The sequence below is a fragment of the Streptomyces sp. NPDC028298 genome, assembly GCF_055565895.1.
On the sequence record NZ_JBVHTL010000008.1, the window covers coordinates 25,350 to 43,029 of the forward strand.

A 17,680-nucleotide genomic window follows, 5' to 3' on the forward strand; every position below is an offset into this window, starting at 1 on the left:
CACCCCGTGTATCCCTTCCACCTCTCCCGCAAACCGATTCACCTCCGGAAAGGCGCGGCCTCCGGGAGGGCACGACGGCCGGAAGAGCACGACCGCCGCGAAGAGACGCCCCAGCTCTGCCGTGGTGCGCGGGCACGCCGCCGAGACGAGCGGAGTGCGGGCGGGACGATCCGGAGTCTGACCTCGCGAGTGCGCTCACCCGGTCCGGGTACTCGGCGCCCCTCCCCCGAGTGAGGTGATGAAAGTGGCATCGACTCCACGCCGGTCGGATCTGGCCGGCCTGTCCGCACTGGTGACAGGTGGGTCCAGGGGCCTCGGGCTTCTGCTGTCCGCGCGGCTGGCCCTGCGCGGCTGCCTGGTCACGATGGCGGCCCGCGACGAGGACGAACTGCGCCGGGGCGCCGAATGGGCCGAGGAGAAGACGGGCAAGAAGTTCTCCACCGCGGTGTGCGACGTCCGTGACCGCCGCGCCGTGGAGTCGGTGGTCCGGCAGGTGGATGCCCGGCACGGCGGGCTGGACGTCGTCGTCGCCAACGCCGGTGTCATCCAGGTGGCCCCGGTGGCGTCGCTCGACAGCCGGGCCTTCGAGGACGCCATGGAGACCATCTTCGGCGGCGCGGTGAACACGGCCATGGCGGCACTCCCCTCCCTGCGCGCGAGCGAGGCCGGAGGCCGCCTGTGCCTCATCGGCTCGGTCGGCGGGCTGCTCGCCGTGCCGCACCTGCTGCCGTACTCGTGCGCCAAGGCGGCCGTCGGAGCGCTGGGCGAAGGACTCCGGGCCGAGACGACCGGGGACGACCTCAGCGTCACGACCGTGCATCCCGGGCTGATGCGCACCGGCTCGCATCTTCAGGCCGAGTTCGGCGGACGCTCGTCCCAGGAGTTCGCCTGGTTCTCGGCTCTCTCCGGGGCACCCGTCGTCTCGATGGACGCCGACCGTGCGGCGGAACGCATCGTACGGGCACTGGAGAAACGCCGGACCCGCCTGGTGCTCACTCCCGCCGCGCGGGCCGCTTCGCTGGCGCACGGCGTGGCACCGGCCACGGTCACGCGGCTCAACGGGCTCGCCGCCCGGCTCCTGCCCCCGCCCCCGTCCGCGCCGCGCGACACCGGTACCGCGGGCCAGGGCATCGAGCAGGGCCACGGCATCGATCGGTCCGCTGCCACCTGGACGGAGAAGATCCGCAGGCTGGGCAGCAACCTCAACGACCGGGCCGCCCGCCGCTACAACCAGCGGATTCCCGGCCCGCCGACCAGTGCCTGACCCCCGGCACGAGTCGAACCCTGCGACAAGAAGGAGCTCTCATGCGCGCACTGACCTGGCACGGCAAGCGGGACGTCCGTGTGGAGACCGTGCCGGACCCGCGGATCGAGAAGCCCGACGACGTGATCGTACGGATCACGTCGAGCGGCATTTGTGGATCCGACCTTCATCTCTACGAGTTGTTCGGCCCCTATCTGGACCCCGGGGACATCCTGGGGCACGAACCCATGGGTGTGGTCGAGTACGTCGGGTCCGAGGTCCACGCCCTCGGACCGGGCGACCGCGTCGTGATCCCCTTCAACGTGTCGTGCCGCGACTGCCACATGTGCGACCGCGGACTGCACTCGCAATGCGAGACCACACAGGTCCGTGAACGCGGTACCGGTGCCTCGCTCTTCGGGTACACCAAGCTCTACGGTCAGGTCCCGGGCGGACAGGCCGAGCTGCTGCGGGTCCCGTTCGGCAACAGGCTGCCGATCAAGGTCCCGGACGGGCCGCCGGACGACCGCTACGTCTATCTGTCCGACGTCCTGCCGACGGCCTGGCAGGCGGTCGAGTACGCCGACATCCCCGACGGCGGCACCGTGACCGTCCTCGGGCTCGGCCCGATCGGTGACATGGCGACCCGCATCGCGCAACACCGCGGGGCCGGTCTGGTGATCGGGATCGACCCGGTCTCCGATCGGCTCTCGCGCGCCTCAGCCCACGGCGTCACGTGCTTCGACGCCCGACACGAGGGGACCGAACTCAGCGCATCCGTACAAGAGTTGACCGAGGGGCGGGGAACCGACGCGGTCATCGACGCCGTCGGGATGGAGGCGCACGGAGCGCCGTTCGCGAAGGCCGCCCAGTGGGTCACCACCCTGCTTCCGGACAGTGTCGCGCAGCCGCTCATGGAGCGGGCGGGCGTGGACCGGCTGACGGCCCTGCACACGGCGATCGAGCTGGTACGGCGCGGGGGCACGGTCTCCGTCTCCGGCGTGTACGGAGGGGCGGCGAGCCCGATGCCCCTGCTGACCATGTTCGACAAGCAGATCCAGCTCCGGATGGGCCAGGCGAACGTGTGGCGCTGGGTCGAGGACATCCTGCCGCTGCTGACCGACTCCGATCCGCTCGGCGTGGACTCCTTCAAGACCCACGACATGCCACTGGAGGACGCCCCGAAGGCCTACGCGATGTTCCAGGCCAAGGAGGACGCCATGGTCAAGACGCTCCTCCACCCCTGACCCCGGGATCCACGCTCGACCCTGATTCCACCCCACCCGGGACCGCAGAGGCATCGGCGCCGGGCCGGGGGCACGCCACCCGACCGGAGCGGGCACAGGATGTCGGGTGCGGCAGGCTTGGTCCTTCATACCTTGGTGCTCGAAAGGGAAGGAGGCCGGGCTTGCTGGATCGGTTGAACCAGGCCATGGAGTACATCGAGGGTCACCTCGACGAGCACATCGAGGTGGCCGAGCTGGCCCGGATCTCGGTCACGTCGGAGTACCACTTCCGGCGGCTGTTCTCCACGCTGGCGGGCATGCCGCTGTCGGAGTACATCCGGCGCCGCCGTCTCACCGTCGCGGGAGCCGAAGTCCTGGGCGGGGAGACGACGTTGCTGGAGACCGCGATCCGCTACGGCTACACGTCGGGGGAGGCTTTCGCCCGGGCGTTCCGCGCCGTGCACGGCGTCGGTCCCGGCGAGGCCAGGCGCACCGGCGCGGCGCTGAATTCGCAGGCCCGGCTGTCCTTCCGCCTCACCGTCGAAGGGAACAGCACCATGCGGTATCGCATCGTGGAGAAGAAGGCATTCCGGGTCGTCGGCAGGAAGGCGCGCGTGCCGCTGATCTACCACGGCGTCAACCCGCACATCGCCGAGCTCATCCGGAGCATCCCGGCGGAGACGATGGTCCGGATCGCCGGGCTCTCGGACGACGACCCCGAGGGTGTGGTGTCGGCGACCGTCCGTCTGTCGGACGGCTTCGAGGAGGGCAGCGAACTCGACTACTACCACGCGGTGGTGACCACGGCCGCCGAGGTGCCCGAGGACCTCGACGTCCTGGACTGCCCGGCGGGCACCTGGGCCGTGTTCGACAACACCGGGCCGTTCCCGGAGGCGCTGCAGCAGATGTGGGGCGACGTGGCCGCCCAGTGGATCCCGTCCAATCCGTACGAGTACCGACCGGGACCGGAGATCCTGCGGACCCGCCCGGCCCAGGACGACCCGACCCACTCCGAGGCACAGCTCTGGATTCCGGTGTCGCGGACCACGTCCTGATGCGGAGGGTGTGCCGGGTGCGGAGGATGCGCGGGTGAGCCAGTGCGCCGGGTGCGCCGGGTGCGCCGGGTGCGCCGGGTGCGCCGGGTGCGCCGGGTGCGCCGGGTGCGCCGGGTGCGCCGACAATCGTCGCGACGCCCGTCTCGGCCGTCGCGGTCAGTGCAAGGGGGCCTTCATCAAGGGGCCTTCATTACCCCCGATCCCCCACTCGAATCCGAGATTTCCCCAGTGAATTCCGCGCCTTCAGGATGCTGAGGCAAGATCCTCAAGAATCCGAGATTGCCAGGTATACGGATCGACCCGGCGGGCATCCGATGCTCCGGAGGTTGATAACTATGGTTCCCGTTCTTCTTGTTCTTCTGCTCGCACTGATCCTCTTCGGTGCCGGTTTCGCGCTCAAGGCGCTGTGGTGGATCGCGGTCATCGTGCTGATCGTGTGGGCTCTCGGCTTCGTGATCCGACCGACGGCGAGCGGTGGCAGGCGTGGCCGCTGGTACCGCTGGTGAGTCAGTCAGACCGGCTGTATCCACGGGTGGGCCCCGACACTTCGGTGTCGGGGCCCACCCGTTTGTCTCCCCCGCATCAAAACGCCCCGAGCATCAAAACGCCCCGAACGTGACCTGTCTCGACTTTCGGGTGCACTCGGAGAGGCCGGTGAGGCCACCGAATTCGGCGGCTCTCAAAAGAACTCCACGGTCGGGCGGTCGGACGTGGAGCGGAATGGAATCACGACAAGGGAACCGTTCCCTGTCGGCGACGGCCTCTGCGGCTACCGGGCGACCGTGCGGAACGAAACGCCTTCAGTTCCGTTCCTTCTGCGGAAACACGTACTCGTCGAGGACCAGACCGACGGCGACGGCCGCCGGGATGGCGACGAGGGCGCCGATGATGCCGAGGAGCGCACCACCGACCAGCACCGCGAGGACGGTGACCAGTGGGTGGACGTCGACCGCGAACTTCATGGCCCTCGGCACGATGAAGTAGTCCTCGGCGACCCGGAAGACGACGTAGAAGACCGCGGTCCCGATCGCGATCGGCAGGGACACGGACAGCGCGACGAGGCTGACGACGATGCCCGCGAGAGTGGAGCCGACGATCGGAATCAGGTCCATCAGCGCGGTGAAGATTCCCAGGGCGGCAGCGTAGGGAACGCCGGTGGCCACGCACCAGGCGAAGGTCGCCAGGCCGGCGATCCCCGAGGTGACGAGGTTGCCGAGCATGAACTTCCCGATGCGATTCATGATCTCTTCGGCCACGCCCTCGACGCGTTCGCGCCGGCTCGCGGCCACGAAGCGGTAGCAGAACTGCTTGATGGCCGGCAGGGCCGCCATGCAGTACAAGGTCACCGTGATCACGATCGCCGTGGACGTGAGGGTACTCAGGACCATCTGGCCCGCGCCGAGGACACCGCCCGCCAGGCCGGTCGCCCCGTCTCCCGAGCCGATCTGCTGCTTGGCCTTCTCGACGAGGTGGTAGCGGTCCTCCAGGCGGCCGAGCGTCGACTGGTGGTCGTGGATCTGCTGCAACCAGCCGGGCACCGCGTCGACCACGGAGGACATCTCCTTGGTCACCGGTGGAATGACCAGAGCCAGGAATCCGCCGAGGACCACGATGAACCCCGTCAGGACGATCGCGACGGCCCAGCCGCGCCGCAGACGCCGGTGCGTGAACCACACGACGAGCGGCTCCAGGCTGATGGCGATGAACACGGCCAGCAGCAGCAAGGTCAGCATCGAACTGACCCGCAGAACGGTCTGAACGGCGAGCCACGCCAGACTCGCGCCCAGGCCCAGACCGAATCCCACCGTCACCCACGACCGCCCGCGCCCGCGACGTGGATCTCGACGCGGCGGCTCCTGGGGTGGCTCTTGGGGTGCCTTCCGAGACGTCTCTACGGCGTCCTCCGGGCCGGAATCGGAGCCGTGTGCGCCCGCTTCCTCCAGCACACCGTGCACCTGCCGAACGGACTCGGGCCCGGACCCGGACTCCACAGACATCGCGACGCCTCTCCTCGACTGCCTCGAACGGGCGTGGGACGTGTCCCTCAGGCCGCTCCTGAGCGCTTCTTGCCCTCACCGCCCACGAGCACTTCGCCCGAGGCGCCTTGCGGCACAGACCCGGTTACCCAGGTACTGCGCTCGTACCGCGTCCGTGCCCGCCCGGCGCGTCGTGAGCCGACCGGGGTACCCGCATGGTGAACGCTTGGCCCGCATCCGATCTCCTGAGGCGGGAGCCGAACACCGTGACCGAACTCGACCCCTTCACCGACCTGCTCGACTACCCGATGTACGTCGTGACCGCGGAGGCCGACGGGGAAAAGGCCGCCTGTCTGGTCGGATTCGCATCGCAATGCTCGATCCAGCCCGCCCGGTTCATGGTGTGGCTGTCCAAAGCCAACCGGACGTACCGGGTGGCCGAGCGCGCCGAACGACTCGCGGTCCATCTGCTCCGCGGCGACCAGCACCGGCTGGCCCGGCTCTTCGGCGCCGAGACCGGCGACCGCACGGACAAGTTCGCCGACGTCCCGTGGCACTCGGGACCGGGTGGATCACTTCTCCTCGACGAGGCCCCCGCCTGGTTCGTCGGCCGCGTGGAGGAACGGATCGACGGCGGCGACCACGTCGGTTTCCTGCTCGCTCCGGAGGCGGCGGAAAATCCCGCGGGCGACCGCCCCCCTCTGCTGACGTTGAACGACACCCATGACATCACCCCGGGCCATCCGGCGAACTGACCAGCGGCTCTTCGCAGGTTGACGCAGCCCTGGGCCGTCCAAGGAATCCATAAGTTCCGAGGGAGTGTCGGACCCCACCCATGTCCCGTCCCGACGATCGCCCCGGCAGCACCGGGTGGCGGCGCACCGGCGCCTCGTCCCTCGGCCCTCGGCCCTCGGACCGAGACGTGTCAGATGTGAGCCCTGATCTGCCGCACCGGATGTCCGAGTGCGTCCCCGATGATGGTCAGGTCCTGGTCGCTGAACCAGGCGCGCTCGGGATTCCAGACGGCGATCTCGAATCGGGCGAAGCCACAGGGCCAGTCGTAGTCCAGTGCGTCCAGCGAGGTCGCGGTGCCGCAGCAGGGGACGATCACGGCGAGGGTGGCGAAGCCGTCGTCGCCATGGGCTCCGAGCATGTCGCCCCACCACTCGGTGTCGATCGACGCGCCGCAGTGGGGACAACCGATCCTCTCCAGGTTCTCGCCACAGTCGACCGCGGTGAGGTTGTCGTGCCAGGTGACGTCGATCTCCACATCGACGCCACCGGGGAGCCCGGGAGCCAGGTCCTCCACGATCGACGCAGTACGGTCAGCCGCGGCCTGCTCGGGCTGCCAGTTCGGGTCGGTCGGAATCACGGAGAGGACGTCGTCGCTCATGGGCTCACTCGATTCGTCGGGCTGGAACCTTGTCCAGGCGACGCGATACTACGGAACGCGTGTTCGGACTATTCAGGCTGGTCACGTGCCGTGGGCCAGGCCGCTGCATCCGGTCGGCGTCGCCACCGGGAAGAGCATGCAGGCAGGCCTCCCGAAGCCTGAAGTCAGCCGCTGCGGTCTCCGCGAAAGGGACGTTCCATGGTCGAAGTCGAGCGCACGCTCACCCTGCACCACCCTCTGCCGGACGTGGTGGCCTACCTGGCCGACTTCTCGCACGCGCAGGAATGGGACCCGGGCACGGTGAGCTGCCGTCCGGCCAGAGCCGACGCCCCCGTAGCCGAGGGTGCGGAGTGGCTCAACGTCTCGACGTTCCGCGGACGGCGCACCGAACTCCGCTACCGGTTGGTCCGGCTCGAGGACGAGCGGCTGACCTTTGTCGGACGCAACCGCACGGCCACCTCCACGGACGACATGACCTTCCGCGCGGAGAGCGGCGGCACCCTTCTCACGTACCGGGCCCACATCGACTTCCACGGCCTGGCCCGGCTGGCCTCTCCGTTCCTGCGCGGGGAGTTCGAGCGCCTCGGGGACGAGGTGACCCGCCGAATGCCACAAGCGGTGGACAGCCATCTCGGTTCCGGCGGAGCCTCGGCCCGCTGATCCCTCCGCCGCAGGAAGCCGGTGCAGCCACTTGGTAACTTCCGGCGGAGGAACGGGGCCGGCTCACCTTCCGCTGTCTCCGCGAGGGTGTGCGGCATGCGCGCCGGCGTGGCCGTACTCGCGCGGTGTGCGGCGGGCCCGTGGGTGAGGTTGTTTGCGGGTGGTGGGGACGGGAAGGCGGGGATTGTGCTTCGGACCGGAGGCGCAGCCAGGCGGAGACTACTCACGCGGCCGCAGCTTCCTTCGGCGCTCTGTGCGGCTCTCCGTGTGGCAAGTCCCGTCATTCGCGCACGGGTCTGCGTCCCCTGTCCCCACGGATCAGCGGACGCGCCCCCAGGAGGGATCCGCATGCTGACCGAGAGCCCCGACCGTCCCGACCGGAAGCACACCACCTGCACCACCGCCGAGCCCCGGCCTGTCCGTTCCGTCTCCACCGGCCGTGGTTACGACGACTCACCCGACACGAGCGCGGGCTTCACCCGGCTCGTGACACTGGACGACGGACCGGAGCGGGACGTCGTACGCGATGAACTGGTCACTGTCTGGCTTCCGATGGCCCACCGCATCGCCGGCCGGTTCCGCAACCGCGGCGAAGCCATCGAGGACCTCCGCCAGATCGCGGCCCTCGGCCTCGTCAAGGCCGTCGACCGGTTCGACCCCGCCCGAGGCGCCTTCGAGAGCTACGCTGTTCCGACCATCACCGGAGAGGTGAAGCGGCACTTCCGGGACCGGATGTGGGCCGTGCGCGTCCCGCGCCGCGTCCAGGACCTGCGCAACCGCGTACGCGTCGCCCGCAGGGAACTCAGCCAGAGGCCCGGCGCGGCCGAGCCGACTCCCGCTGACATCGCCGCCCACACCCGCCTCACGGAAGACGAGGTGAGCGCCGGGCTGGAGGCCATGGAGAGCTTCAGCGCCCTGTCACTGGACGCCGAAACAGGCACCGGAGCCGATGGATACAGTCTCGGCGACACCCTGGGAGGCACCGACTCCTCCTTCGACACCATCGTCGACCGGGAGGCGGCCAAGAAGGAACTGCGCCGGCTCCCCGAGCAACAGCGGGCCGTCCTCTACATGCGGTTCTTCGAAGACATGACGCAAAGCCGCATCGCCGAGAAGCTCGGCATCTCCCAGATGCAGGTCTCCCGCCTCATCACCCGGAGCTGCGCCCTCGTCCGCCAAGGGGCGCTGGCGCAGTGACCAGGCGAGCCAGGAGTCGAGGGGGCGAGCGCACGTGAGCCGGCGACCGGGTCTCGGACACGGCGAACGTTCTGCCGGCAACACCGAGATGCCGCACTCCGATCGGCCCCGGTCCGAGGGCGACGGGCAGGCCGTGGTCGAACGAGCGACGGGCGTGATGATGGCCCTGGGCCGACTGGACACGGACCAGGCCGGGCTCGCGCTGTCCGAGGTCTCCAGGCGCACGGGGATCGACTTGGGTCGTATCGCTGAACTGCTCACGGCCTGGACGTCCACGGGCGAACTCAATCTGGGCCTTCGGATCGCCCTGGAAGAGGCCATCCGGCACCAGCGCCCCGCTTCCTCGCGCCGGACGCCCTGAGAATCCGGCGCCGCGCGCCAGGACGGACGCCGCCTGCCCCGGATGCCGGATGCCGGATGCCGGATGCCGGATGCCGGAGACAAGCCTCCCATCGCATCGGTCCAGCCGTGAAGAGGACGCTCCGGCCCGCACCGGCGTCGACCCGGGCTCCTGTTCTCATGGTGGGTCCGAACAACCCTCGTCCGCTTCGCCCGGGTACGGGAACCGATCGTGAAGGTGCGAGAAATGGTTGAGCTGAGCCCGTTCACCCTTGCCGACGCCGGTGTTGTCGCGTCGTGGATATCCGGACCGGCCGAACTGGCGAATTGGGCCGGTCCCGGATTCACCTGGCCGCTGGACGATGTGCAACTCGCCGCGTATGTGGCGGAGCCGGGACGCCGGACTTGGACGGGAGTCGGAGCCGACGGCCGAATGGTGGGCCATGCCTCGCTACGGTTGGCTGCTGACGGCGTGTCCGCAAGGCTCGGGCGGGTCCTCGTCGCCCCGGACGCCCGAGGCCAGGGATACGGGAGCGCGTTGCTGACGCTCGTGCTGACCTTCGGCTTTGCCCGACTGGGCCTGGAGCGAGTGGAGCTGGGGGTCTTCAGCCACAACGACAGCGCGGTGCGGCTGTACGAGCGCCTCGGGTTTCGCCTGGCCAAGGTGCTTCCCGCCACGGACCAAGGGAACGGACAGTCCTCGTCCGCACTGGAGATGAGCCTCGCAAGGGCCGACTGGTTTCCTGAGACTCATCGAGTTGAACCCTGAACGGTGCACGTTCGATGTGAGGATCACGACCGGCGTTCGTGTCACCACCACTCAGCCTGCCGCCCAAGGCGCCTGCCACACGCCAGGACACCCGAACAGCACGAGACGAGCAGCCGCCCCGCATTGAGCCAAGGCCGCCGCCCCGGCCTGGCCGCCCCGTCTGCCGTGACAGTGCTGCCGTGAAGCGCGGGGCGGCGAACTCGCCCTTCAAGCCCTCGTCGACCGGATCAGCACCTGCGCCCGCCGCGCAGTTCCAGCCGCTCCCCCGGGAAGCGCTCGCGGAAGCCCCGGTCGTGCGAGACGGCGACCACCGCTCCCGGGTACACCGCGAGCGCCGCTTCCAGGTCCTCGACCAGGTCGAGTGCGACATGGTTCGTCGGCTCGTCGAGCACGAGAAGGTCAACGGGGTGGGTCACCAGCCTCGCGATCTGCAACCGGCGTTGCTGGCCCGCGGACAGCTCGGTGACCGGCGTATGCAGGTCCTCCTCACGGAACAGCCCCAGTGCCAGCAGTTGTCCGGCGTACTCCTGCGATGGTCCGGGCCGACCGGACGCGAAGGCGGCGAGCAGCGGGAGCCGTGTGGAGCGCGCGGGCAGTTCCTGCGCGAGATACCCGAGCCGAGCCGGGCGCCGCACCATGCCGGCCTCCGGTTCCAGATCGCCCGCCAGGACCCGTAGCAGCGTGGTCTTGCCCGCCCCGTTCTCCCCCGTGACCAGCAGTCGTTGCCCGGGGGCGATCGTCAACAGCCCTTCCAGTCGCAGCCGTTCGCCGACCGCCAGGTCGGCGAGCTCGGCGACCGGGCGGTCGAGGGGAGGCCCGCCGTCCACCGCACCCAGGGCGGCCGTGAACCGCAGCGGTTCCGGCGGCCGCGCGACGGGGTTGCGCCGTAGATGGCCGAGCCGCTCGCGGACCGCCCGCACCTGACCGCCGAGCTTCGCCTCGTGCGAGCGACGGTGCTTGCCGAAGCCCTGCCGCGGATCCCCTCCAGTGGTGGCCAGCCGCTTCCCGGCGGCCTCCAGCAGCTCCTCGGTGCGGGTGACCTCTTCAACCCAGTCCGTGTACCGCTGTTCGGCACGGCGTCGGGCCGTCGTCTTCGCGGAGCGGTAGCCGGCCCAGCCGTCGCCGTACCGGTGTACCGTGCGCGCGTCCCGGTCGACCTCGAGGATCGTGGTGGCGATCTTCTCCAGGAAGCCGCGGTCGTGGGTGACCGCGACGACGGTGCCGCGGTGCGCGCGCAGGCGCTCCTCGAGCCAACGCACGGCCACCGCGTCGAGGTGGTTGGTCGGCTCGTCGAGGAGCAGCAGTTCGGGGGCGGCGGCCAGCACACAGGCGAGCGCGAGGCGCGACTGCTCCCCGCCGGAGAGGGAGCCGAGCAGGCGGTCACGGGTGATGCCGGCGAGCCCGAGTCCGTACATCGCCGCATCCACGCGGGCGTCGGCCTCGTACCCGCCACGTTGCTCATATGCGATCAACAGCTCGCCGTACGCGCCGAGTTCGTCTTCCGATGCCTCGCCGAGGCGCTCCTCGGCCTCACGGAGTCGGCGTTCCATGGCGCGCAGTTCGGCCAGCGCGAGGTCGACCGCGTCCTGTACGGAGCGGTCCGGGTCGAGGTCGAGGGTCTGGGCCAAGTAGCCGGTGCCGCCTGGGAAGTTGGCGGTGATGTCCCCGGCATCCGGGACCTCGGACCCGGCCAGCAGTCGCAGCAAGGTGGACTTGCCTGAGCCGTTCTCCCCGATGACGGCCGCCTTCTCCCCCGGACGGACGGTGAAGCACACCTGGTCGAGAACGGTCCGGGTGCCGTAGGACTTGGTGACGTTCTTGAGAGACAACTGCGCCACGGCAGCGGGCACAGCGATATGGGCGCGTTCGCGCATGTGACTTTCCCTGATGATGCGAAGTGTCTACGGGCAGCAGAAGCGGCGGCGTCGGCCGCGCCCGGACTCAGAGAAAGTAGAAGAAACGCATAGCTGCATCCTACAGGATGATTCACATCCACCCCGCCCTCGACGGCCTGGCGAACGCGTCCCGCGCAGGTTCCACCGTTTGCCTCAGTTGGACGGGAACCCTGCACAGCCATGACGGCGCGTTTCTCCGTCACTGGCCTGCACCGACAGCCCAAGACCGAGCCGCCCTTCCGTAAGGCAACCCCCTAGGCCTTGATGGGTGCGGCCGACCTGGCGGCCAGCTCGATCTTCGCGCAGTAGGCCGCACGGGCTTCCTCGTCGATCTGCTGCTCGTGTTCGGGGCGCAACCCGGTCCGGCCGTCGAGGCCCTCGCGCAGGATGTCGGCGTGCCCGGCATGCCGGTTGGACTCGCCGAGGACGTGGACCATGACGGCGAACAGGTTCGTGTTGTGGTGAGGGTCCGGCCACCACGGCACGTGGCCGGGAGCATCGAGGGGAAGCCCGTTGATCGTCGCGTCCGCGTGTTCCCAGGTGCGCCGGTAGAACCCGATGATCTGCTCGCGGGTCTCGTCCTCGGTCGCCCACAGGTCGTCGCCCTTGTAGTCCTGCCACCGGGGCAGCGGTTCCGGGGAAGGGCGGTCGAAGACCTCGCCGAAGTACCTGGCCTCGACGGTGGCCACGTGCTTGACCAGGCCGAGGAGGTTGGTCCCGGTGGCTGTCAAAGGCCGACGGGCGTCGTACTCGGACAAGCCGTCGAGTTTCCAGAGCAGTGCCTTGCGGTCCCGCCGCAGTCTCCCGTGCAGGTTGTCCTTCGCGAAGTCATCGATCATGCGGCATGAGCCTGCCACGGGCTGGTCGTGGTCTCAAGGTCCCGAACACGTGGCCGCGAGAGCCCAGTGTGGCTATGTACGAACGAGCCTCGTTCAATCTCCTCCGCACCCGGAATCCCACCAGTCATGAGGGCAGCGGCTCACGCTCGCCTCAAGCGACGAATCTGGTGGCGAAGGCCGACATCAGGGTGTCCGCCCTCAGCAGTAGCTCAGGGTCGGAAGTTCCCTTCACGCGGACGGAAACCTCATCGCCACCCACGGCGTTGGCAAGATGCACCTCAAGGCGATGGGCCGATCCTACGAGTGGATAGCTGTACCAGCGGTCCGGGTGCTCATCGTCGGTGGCCTCGAGGCCGAGTTCGACGGTCTGCCAGTCGGTTTCATCGAAGTCGTAGCCGGCGTACTGCGCCAGGAGCGCCATGAAGAGCTGGACGTTCTCGTTCCAGATCCAGCCGCCTACCGCGCGTTCCCGGTCGCTCTCCGCCATGCGGCCAGAGTGCCATACGCGGCACGTGCGCTCCCTGCCATATCCGTACACGAAGCTGCGGACAGAGCCTCGAAAACGGCTCTGGCCGCGCCTACGTGATCGATCTTGAGTTGCGTCGCCGTGCCGGGAGATGCTGCAACTGTGAACAACGACCAGGGTGTTGGGTGGGCGGCGGTCGAGGGCGATCTGCGGTTCGTGCTGTCTCAGCCGCTGGAGCGGTTGATCGCCAGGGATCAGCAGGTGCTCATTCCGGAGGCCCAAGGCTGGGACATTCCCGAAAGCGACCGGAGGGCTCTGCGCGAGCTGGGCCTGCCGCGCCTGCCGCTCTTCACGTTCAGGCCGCAGTCCAGCCCAGATCCGGTACTGGCGCCCAACCTGGCGAGCACGTACGAGCGCCGTTTCATCGAAGGTGGCCGGCGACTCTACGACCTGGGGTTCTGGGGACCGAGCGAAGACAGCTTCGTGGTCGGCGTAGTTCCAGGCGATGGCTGTGTCCTGTGCCTTCTCCCCGAACCCCCATCACCGTCGAAGACATCCCGGAGTTCTCCGGCCCCACCACGCAGGTCTTCACACACCAGCGGACGTCCCTCAGAACTAGCCACGCAATCGCCCGCGAAAAACCCGGCGACGTCGGCGGTCGCGCCCGGGATACTGGGCGCCCATGGATGAGGTCGAAGTCGTCGTCGCCCATTCCGAGCGTGCGACCCTGCGCGTGGGTGACGTGTTCTTGAAGGTGGACGTCGATCAGGCGCGCGTCGACGTCGAGGTCGAGGCGATGTCCCTCGTGCCGGTCCCGACCCCGGAAGTCCTGTGGCGCAAGCCGCCGGTGCTCGCGATCGCCGCGGTCCCGGGGGCGACGCTGGGGAGCCTCGGCGGGCCCGCGACCGGATCGCCGTCGGCGTGGGCCGCGGCGGGCGCCGCCATCCGGAAGCTGCACGAGGCACCCCTGCCGCCCCGGACCGGCCGCGCCGGCCGCGGCATCGACGTACTGGCGGCCGAACTCGACGAAGAGTGCGCGTTGCTCGTGACGACTGGCCTTCTGCCCGCCGACCTGGTCACCCGCAATCGCGAGGTAGCCGAGGCCGCGCTCCGGCCGTGGACGCCCGCGTTCACACACGGCGACCTGCAGATCGCGCACGTCTTCCTCGACGGCGACGAGGTCACCGGCATCATCGACTGGTCCGAGGCGGGCCAGGGTGATCCCCTCTACGACCTCGCCACCTTCACACTCGGACACGAGGACCACCTCGACGACGTCATCGCCGGCTACGGCACGGACGTCGACCTCGATGTGATCCAGGCATGGTGGTCGATGCGCAGCCTGCTGGTGGTCCGCTGGCTGAGCGAACACAGCTTCGACCCCTTCACGCCCGGCTGTGAGGTCGACGTGCTGCGGTCCCGGATGTGACGTCGCAGGTGGCCGCCAAGCCCGCCGTACCGTCAGTTCGCGTGATCGGTCACCGGATACGGCACGAACGTGCTGGTGTTCTGGTCGATCTGTAGGGGACGGCCGAGCGGTGGTGCCGCGCGTTGGGGGCAGTCGAGGCGTTCGCAGACCCGGCAGCCCATGCCGATGGGGGTGGCGGCGGAGGCGTTGGTGAGGTCGAGGCCGTCGGAGTAGACGAGCCGGTGGGCGTGGCGGATCTCGCAGCCGAGGCCGAGGGCGAAGGTCTTGCCGGGTTCGCCCCAGCCGCCGCGGTGGCGGGTGATCGCCCGCGCGGTCCACAAGTACCGCTGTCCGTCCGGCATTTCGGCGATCTGGACGTGGATGCGACCGGGCGCGGCGAACGCCTCGTACACGTTCCACAGGGGGCACGTGCCGCCGGCGCGGGAGAAGTGGAAGCCGGTCGCCGACTGTCGTTTGGACATGTTGCCCGCCCGGTCCACGCGGACGAAGGAGAAGGGCACTCCGCGCAGGCGGGGGCGCTGGAGGGTGCTCAGACGGTGGCAGACGGTCTCGTAGCCGAGGCCGTAGCGGTCGGTGAGGCGTTCGATGTCGTAGCGGACCTCTTCGGCCGCCGTGTGGAAGGCGGTGTACGGGAGGATCAGCGCCGCGGCGAAGTAGTGGGCGATGCCGATGCGGGCCAGGGCGTGGGCGGACGAGCCCGCCGGGAAGTCCTCCGACGCCTGCTGGTCGAGCCCTTCGCCGTGTTCGAGCAGCGCGAGTTGGGTCGCGAGGCGGAACGCGCGCTGGCCGGGGCGCAGGCGAGCGGAGAGGTGCAGGGTGCGGGTCTGCTCGTCGTAGTGGTGCAGGCGCTCGCCGCTCCCGACGGCCGGCCGCACGCCGTGTCGTTCGGTGAGGCGCGCGGCGAGGGCCGGGACGACCTCGCCGGGGCGGATGCCGATCTCCTCGGCGAGATGTTCGGCGGCGAGGTCGGTGTCGTGGAGGTAGTTCTGGCGGCGGTAGAAGAAGTCGCGGATCTCCTCGTGCGGGGAACGGGGGCCCTCGTGCTCGGCGTCCCGCCCGTCGGCGGCGCCCGCGAGCCGTTCGGCCAGGAGCTGGTTGCGGCGGCCGAGGTCCAGCAGGACCTGAGCGACCGCGGGCAGGCGCGCGGCGAGGTCGGCCAGGTCGGACGCGGACACCCGGGCTCCCGCGATCTCGCCCGCCAGCGACTCCCGTAGATCGGCGACCAGCCGAGTCGTGTCGCGCTCGGAGAAGAAGGTCGGGTCGACGCCGAAGGTCTCGGTGAGCCTGAGCAGGACCGGCACGGTCAGCGGGCGGGAGTCGTGCTCCATCTGGTTCAGGTAGCTGGGCGAGATGGCGAGGACACGGGCCAGTTCGGCCTGGCTCATCCGCCGCTCCTCACGCAGCCGCCGCAGTCGTGCTCCCGCGTAGGTCTTGCTCACCGCGCTCCTCCCCTGGCCGGGACCGACGGTGGTCAGCGTAGGCGAAGAACGGTCTTGCCAACCCTTCGCAAACTTGGCAAAAGGCGCCGTGAAGATTCGCAGAAGTTGGCAGCCATCCACCGTTGTTGGCACCGAGTGCCAGTGCCAGAGTTCCAGTGCGGCCCGCCGGACCTTCGGCAGCAGGCGCGCAGAACCGGGCGCGATTCACGCCCTGACGTCGGAGATCCCGGCATCTGCGCTCTGCTGCGCGGCAGCATTGCTCACCCCGTTCAGCGACGGAACGGCGGGCCGCATCCCAGGCAGAGACACAGAGTGCCACTCCCTGTCTGCACAGCGGGGAGATTGGCAGATCGAACAACCGAGGAGACGGTGAAGACCATGGCAGAGTCGAGGACCACGGCGGCCGAGGAACTCGCGGGACGCTGGGCCACCGACCCCCGTTGGCGGGGAGTCGAGCGCACCTACGGCGCCGAGGACGTGATCCGGCTCTCGGGCAGCGTCCGTGAGGAGCACACGCTGGCCCGTCGCGGTGCCGAGCGCCTGTGGCGTCAGTTGCACGAGCGGGACTACATCCACGCGCTCGGCGCGCTCACCGGCGGGCAGGCGGTCCAGCAGGTCAGGGCGGGCCTTCAGGCCATCTATCTGTCCGGCTGGCAGGTCGCCGCCGACGCCAACCAGGCCGGCCACACCTACCCCGACCAGAGCCTGTACCCGGTCAACTCGGTGCCACAGGTGGTCCGCCGGATCAACAACGCCCTGCTGCGCGCCGACCAGATCGCCACCGCCGAGGGCGGCACGGACACCACCGACTGGCTCGCCCCCATCGTCGCCGACGCGGAGGCCGGTTTCGGCGGCCCGCTCAACGCGTTCGAACTGACCAAGGCGATGATCGCGGCCGGCGCGGCCGGCATCCACTACGAGGACCAGCTCGCCTCCGAGAAGAAGTGCGGCCACCTCGGCGGCAAGGTCCTCGTCCCGACCTCGCAGCACATCCGTACCCTCAACGCGGCTCGTCTGGCCGCCGACATCGCCGACGTACCGACCGTCATCGTCGCCCGCACCGACGCCCTCGCCGCCAATCTGCTGACCAGCGACGTCGACGAGCGCGACGCCCGGTTCGTCACCGGCGAGCGCACCGCCGAGGGCTTCTACCGCGTCAGGAACGGCATGGAGCCCGTGATCGCCCGCGGCCTCGCCTATGCCCCGTACGCCGACCTGATCTGGGTCGAGACCGGCACCCCCGACCTCGCCCAGGCCCGGGAGTTCGCCGAGGCCGTCCACGCCGAGCACCCGGACCAGATGCTGGCCTACAACTGCTCGCCGTCCTTCAACTGGAAGGCCGCTCTGGACGACGACCAGATCGCCAAGTTCCAGCGGGAGCTCGGGGCCATGGGCTATCGCTTCCAGTTCATCACCCTGGCCGGCTTCCACTCCCTCAACCACGGCATGTTCGACCTCGCGCGTGGCTACGCCGAGCACGGGATGACTGCTTACGTCGACCTCCAGGAAAGGGAGTTCGCCGCCCAGGAGCACGGGTTCACCGCCGTCAGGCACCAACGCGAAGTCGGTACCGGCTACTTCGACCTGGTCTCCACCGCCGTCAACCCGGCGTCCTCCACCACCGCTCTGGCCGGGTCCACGGAGGAAGAGCAGTTCCACTAGAACGTGTGGCCTCCCCCGCCCGCTCCCGACCGAGTGGGGATCGTACGGCCCCCCGTCCGCTCCCCACTCCCTCCTTCCGTCTGGAGAACCCG

At 69.4% G+C, this 17,680-nt stretch carries 18 protein-coding genes; 12 read left to right on the forward strand and 6 right to left on the reverse strand.

Going from position 1 to position 17,680, the window contains the following annotated elements; translation table 11 throughout:
- Nucleotides 1–244: 244 nt before the first annotated feature.
- The 4 genes from ACZ4TO_RS30800 (at nucleotide 245) to ACZ4TO_RS30815 (ending at nucleotide 4,030) form a co-directional block, all read left to right on the forward strand.
- Nucleotides 245–1,264, forward strand: a complete 1,020-nt coding sequence (locus tag ACZ4TO_RS30800) for an SDR family NAD(P)-dependent oxidoreductase (RefSeq protein WP_468025906.1) — start codon at nucleotides 245–247, stop codon at nucleotides 1,262–1,264.
- Nucleotides 1,265–1,305: 41 nt separating this feature from the next.
- Complete coding sequence (locus ACZ4TO_RS30805) at nucleotides 1,306–2,490, forward strand: alcohol dehydrogenase catalytic domain-containing protein (protein WP_468025907.1); 1,185 nt, start codon at nucleotides 1,306–1,308, stop codon at nucleotides 2,488–2,490.
- 161 nt (nucleotides 2,491–2,651) lie between these two features.
- Complete coding sequence (locus ACZ4TO_RS30810; protein ID WP_468025908.1) at nucleotides 2,652–3,524, forward strand: AraC family transcriptional regulator; 873 nt, start codon at nucleotides 2,652–2,654, stop codon at nucleotides 3,522–3,524.
- A 335-nt stretch (nucleotides 3,525–3,859) separates the two neighbouring features.
- Nucleotides 3,860–4,030 (forward strand): hydrophobic protein, encoded by a 171-nt coding sequence (locus ACZ4TO_RS30815; RefSeq protein WP_355774985.1) that lies wholly within the window; start codon nucleotides 3,860–3,862, stop codon nucleotides 4,028–4,030.
- A 294-nt stretch (nucleotides 4,031–4,324) separates the two neighbouring features.
- Here ACZ4TO_RS30815 and ACZ4TO_RS30820 read toward each other — a convergent pair whose 3' ends face one another.
- Nucleotides 4,325–5,335 (reverse strand): AI-2E family transporter, encoded by a 1,011-nt coding sequence (locus ACZ4TO_RS30820; RefSeq protein WP_468025909.1) that lies wholly within the window; start codon nucleotides 5,333–5,335, stop codon nucleotides 4,325–4,327.
- Nucleotides 5,336–5,766: 431 nt separating this feature from the next.
- Between ACZ4TO_RS30820 and ACZ4TO_RS30825 the strand changes: the two genes are divergently transcribed.
- The gene (locus ACZ4TO_RS30825; protein ID WP_468025910.1) at nucleotides 5,767–6,255 is read left to right on the forward strand and encodes a flavin reductase family protein; all 489 of its coding nucleotides are present in this window, start codon (nucleotides 5,767–5,769) and stop codon (nucleotides 6,253–6,255) included.
- Between the two features lie 170 nt (nucleotides 6,256–6,425).
- Here the strand turns inward: ACZ4TO_RS30825 and ACZ4TO_RS30830 are convergent, their stop codons facing one another.
- Nucleotides 6,426–6,893 carry a hypothetical protein gene (locus ACZ4TO_RS30830; RefSeq protein WP_468025911.1) on the reverse strand — a complete coding sequence of 156 codons (468 nt, stop codon included), beginning with the start codon at nucleotides 6,891–6,893 and terminating at the stop codon, nucleotides 6,426–6,428.
- A 198-nt stretch (nucleotides 6,894–7,091) separates the two neighbouring features.
- On the opposite strand from ACZ4TO_RS30830, the gene ACZ4TO_RS30835 reads away from it, so the two are divergent.
- The 4 genes from ACZ4TO_RS30835 (at nucleotide 7,092) to ACZ4TO_RS30850 (ending at nucleotide 9,858) form a co-directional block, all read left to right on the forward strand.
- On the forward strand, nucleotides 7,092–7,553 hold the full coding sequence (locus ACZ4TO_RS30835; protein ID WP_382778508.1) for an SRPBCC family protein: 462 nt from the start codon (nucleotides 7,092–7,094) through the stop codon (nucleotides 7,551–7,553).
- A 348-nt stretch (nucleotides 7,554–7,901) separates the two neighbouring features.
- Complete coding sequence (locus ACZ4TO_RS30840; protein WP_468025912.1) at nucleotides 7,902–8,750, forward strand: SigB/SigF/SigG family RNA polymerase sigma factor; 849 nt, start codon at nucleotides 7,902–7,904, stop codon at nucleotides 8,748–8,750.
- A gap of 34 nt (nucleotides 8,751–8,784) precedes the next feature.
- A complete protein-coding gene (locus ACZ4TO_RS30845) occupies nucleotides 8,785–9,111 on the forward strand; it encodes an ANTAR domain-containing protein (RefSeq protein ID WP_385041618.1) in 327 nt (108 codons plus the stop codon).
- Between the two features lie 225 nt (nucleotides 9,112–9,336).
- Entirely contained in the window at nucleotides 9,337–9,858 is a 522-nt protein-coding gene (locus ACZ4TO_RS30850; RefSeq protein WP_468025913.1) for a GNAT family N-acetyltransferase, read from the forward strand.
- A 227-nt stretch (nucleotides 9,859–10,085) separates the two neighbouring features.
- Here ACZ4TO_RS30850 and abc-f read toward each other — a convergent pair whose 3' ends face one another.
- From abc-f to ACZ4TO_RS30865, 3 genes are all read right to left on the reverse strand, one after another.
- Nucleotides 10,086–11,732: a ribosomal protection-like ABC-F family protein gene (gene abc-f, locus ACZ4TO_RS30855; RefSeq protein ID WP_468025914.1), complete on the reverse strand. Its 1,647-nt coding sequence runs from the start codon at nucleotides 11,730–11,732 to the stop codon at nucleotides 10,086–10,088.
- A gap of 275 nt (nucleotides 11,733–12,007) precedes the next feature.
- Nucleotides 12,008–12,592 (reverse strand): DinB family protein, encoded by a 585-nt coding sequence (locus ACZ4TO_RS30860; protein WP_382778513.1) that lies wholly within the window; start codon nucleotides 12,590–12,592, stop codon nucleotides 12,008–12,010.
- Nucleotides 12,593–12,743: 151 nt separating this feature from the next.
- A complete protein-coding gene (locus ACZ4TO_RS30865; protein WP_468025915.1) occupies nucleotides 12,744–13,079 on the reverse strand; it encodes a hypothetical protein in 336 nt (111 codons plus the stop codon).
- A 141-nt stretch (nucleotides 13,080–13,220) separates the two neighbouring features.
- Between ACZ4TO_RS30865 and ACZ4TO_RS30870 the strand changes: the two genes are divergently transcribed.
- Nucleotides 13,221–13,748 carry an SUKH-4 family immunity protein gene (locus tag ACZ4TO_RS30870; RefSeq protein ID WP_468025916.1) on the forward strand — a complete coding sequence of 176 codons (528 nt, stop codon included), beginning with the start codon at nucleotides 13,221–13,223 and terminating at the stop codon, nucleotides 13,746–13,748.
- Complete coding sequence (locus ACZ4TO_RS30875; RefSeq protein ID WP_468025917.1) at nucleotides 13,741–14,487, forward strand: phosphotransferase family protein; 747 nt, start codon at nucleotides 13,741–13,743, stop codon at nucleotides 14,485–14,487. The genes ACZ4TO_RS30870 and ACZ4TO_RS30875 overlap by 8 nt, the downstream gene beginning before the upstream one ends.
- Before the next feature lie 32 nt (nucleotides 14,488–14,519).
- Here ACZ4TO_RS30875 and ACZ4TO_RS30880 read toward each other — a convergent pair whose 3' ends face one another.
- A complete protein-coding gene (locus tag ACZ4TO_RS30880) occupies nucleotides 14,520–15,926 on the reverse strand; it encodes a short-chain fatty acyl-CoA regulator family protein (protein ID WP_468025918.1) in 1,407 nt (468 codons plus the stop codon).
- A 378-nt stretch (nucleotides 15,927–16,304) separates the two neighbouring features.
- On the opposite strand from ACZ4TO_RS30880, the gene aceA reads away from it, so the two are divergent.
- The gene (gene aceA / locus ACZ4TO_RS30885) at nucleotides 16,305–17,588 is read left to right on the forward strand and encodes an isocitrate lyase (protein ID WP_468025919.1); all 1,284 of its coding nucleotides are present in this window, start codon (nucleotides 16,305–16,307) and stop codon (nucleotides 17,586–17,588) included.
- Nucleotides 17,589–17,680 lie beyond the last annotated feature (92 nt).

What these genes read in the sequence shown, in the direction of transcription:
- ACZ4TO_RS30805 (WP_468025907.1), top strand. Translation starts at nt 1,306, where the DNA reads ATGCGCGCACTGACCTGGCACGGCAAGCGGGACGTCCGTGTGGAGACC.
- ACZ4TO_RS30815 (WP_355774985.1), top strand. Translation starts at nt 3,860, where the DNA reads ATGGTTCCCGTTCTTCTTGTTCTTCTGCTCGCACTGATCCTCTTCGGT.
- ACZ4TO_RS30830 (WP_468025911.1), bottom strand. Translation starts at nt 6,893, where the DNA reads ATGAGCGACGACGTCCTCTCCGTGATTCCGACCGACCCGAACTGGCAG.
- ACZ4TO_RS30835 (WP_382778508.1), top strand. Translation starts at nt 7,092, where the DNA reads ATGGTCGAAGTCGAGCGCACGCTCACCCTGCACCACCCTCTGCCGGAC.
- ACZ4TO_RS30840 (WP_468025912.1), top strand. Translation starts at nt 7,902, where the DNA reads ATGCTGACCGAGAGCCCCGACCGTCCCGACCGGAAGCACACCACCTGC.
- ACZ4TO_RS30850 (WP_468025913.1), top strand. Translation starts at nt 9,337, where the DNA reads ATGGTTGAGCTGAGCCCGTTCACCCTTGCCGACGCCGGTGTTGTCGCG.
- abc-f (WP_468025914.1), bottom strand. Translation starts at nt 11,732, where the DNA reads ATGCGCGAACGCGCCCATATCGCTGTGCCCGCTGCCGTGGCGCAGTTG.
- ACZ4TO_RS30860 (WP_382778513.1), bottom strand. Translation starts at nt 12,592, where the DNA reads ATGATCGATGACTTCGCGAAGGACAACCTGCACGGGAGACTGCGGCGG.
- ACZ4TO_RS30865 (WP_468025915.1), bottom strand. Translation starts at nt 13,079, where the DNA reads ATGGCGGAGAGCGACCGGGAACGCGCGGTAGGCGGCTGGATCTGGAAC.
- ACZ4TO_RS30875 (WP_468025917.1), top strand. Translation starts at nt 13,741, where the DNA reads ATGGATGAGGTCGAAGTCGTCGTCGCCCATTCCGAGCGTGCGACCCTG.
- aceA (WP_468025919.1), top strand. Translation starts at nt 16,305, where the DNA reads ATGGCAGAGTCGAGGACCACGGCGGCCGAGGAACTCGCGGGACGCTGG.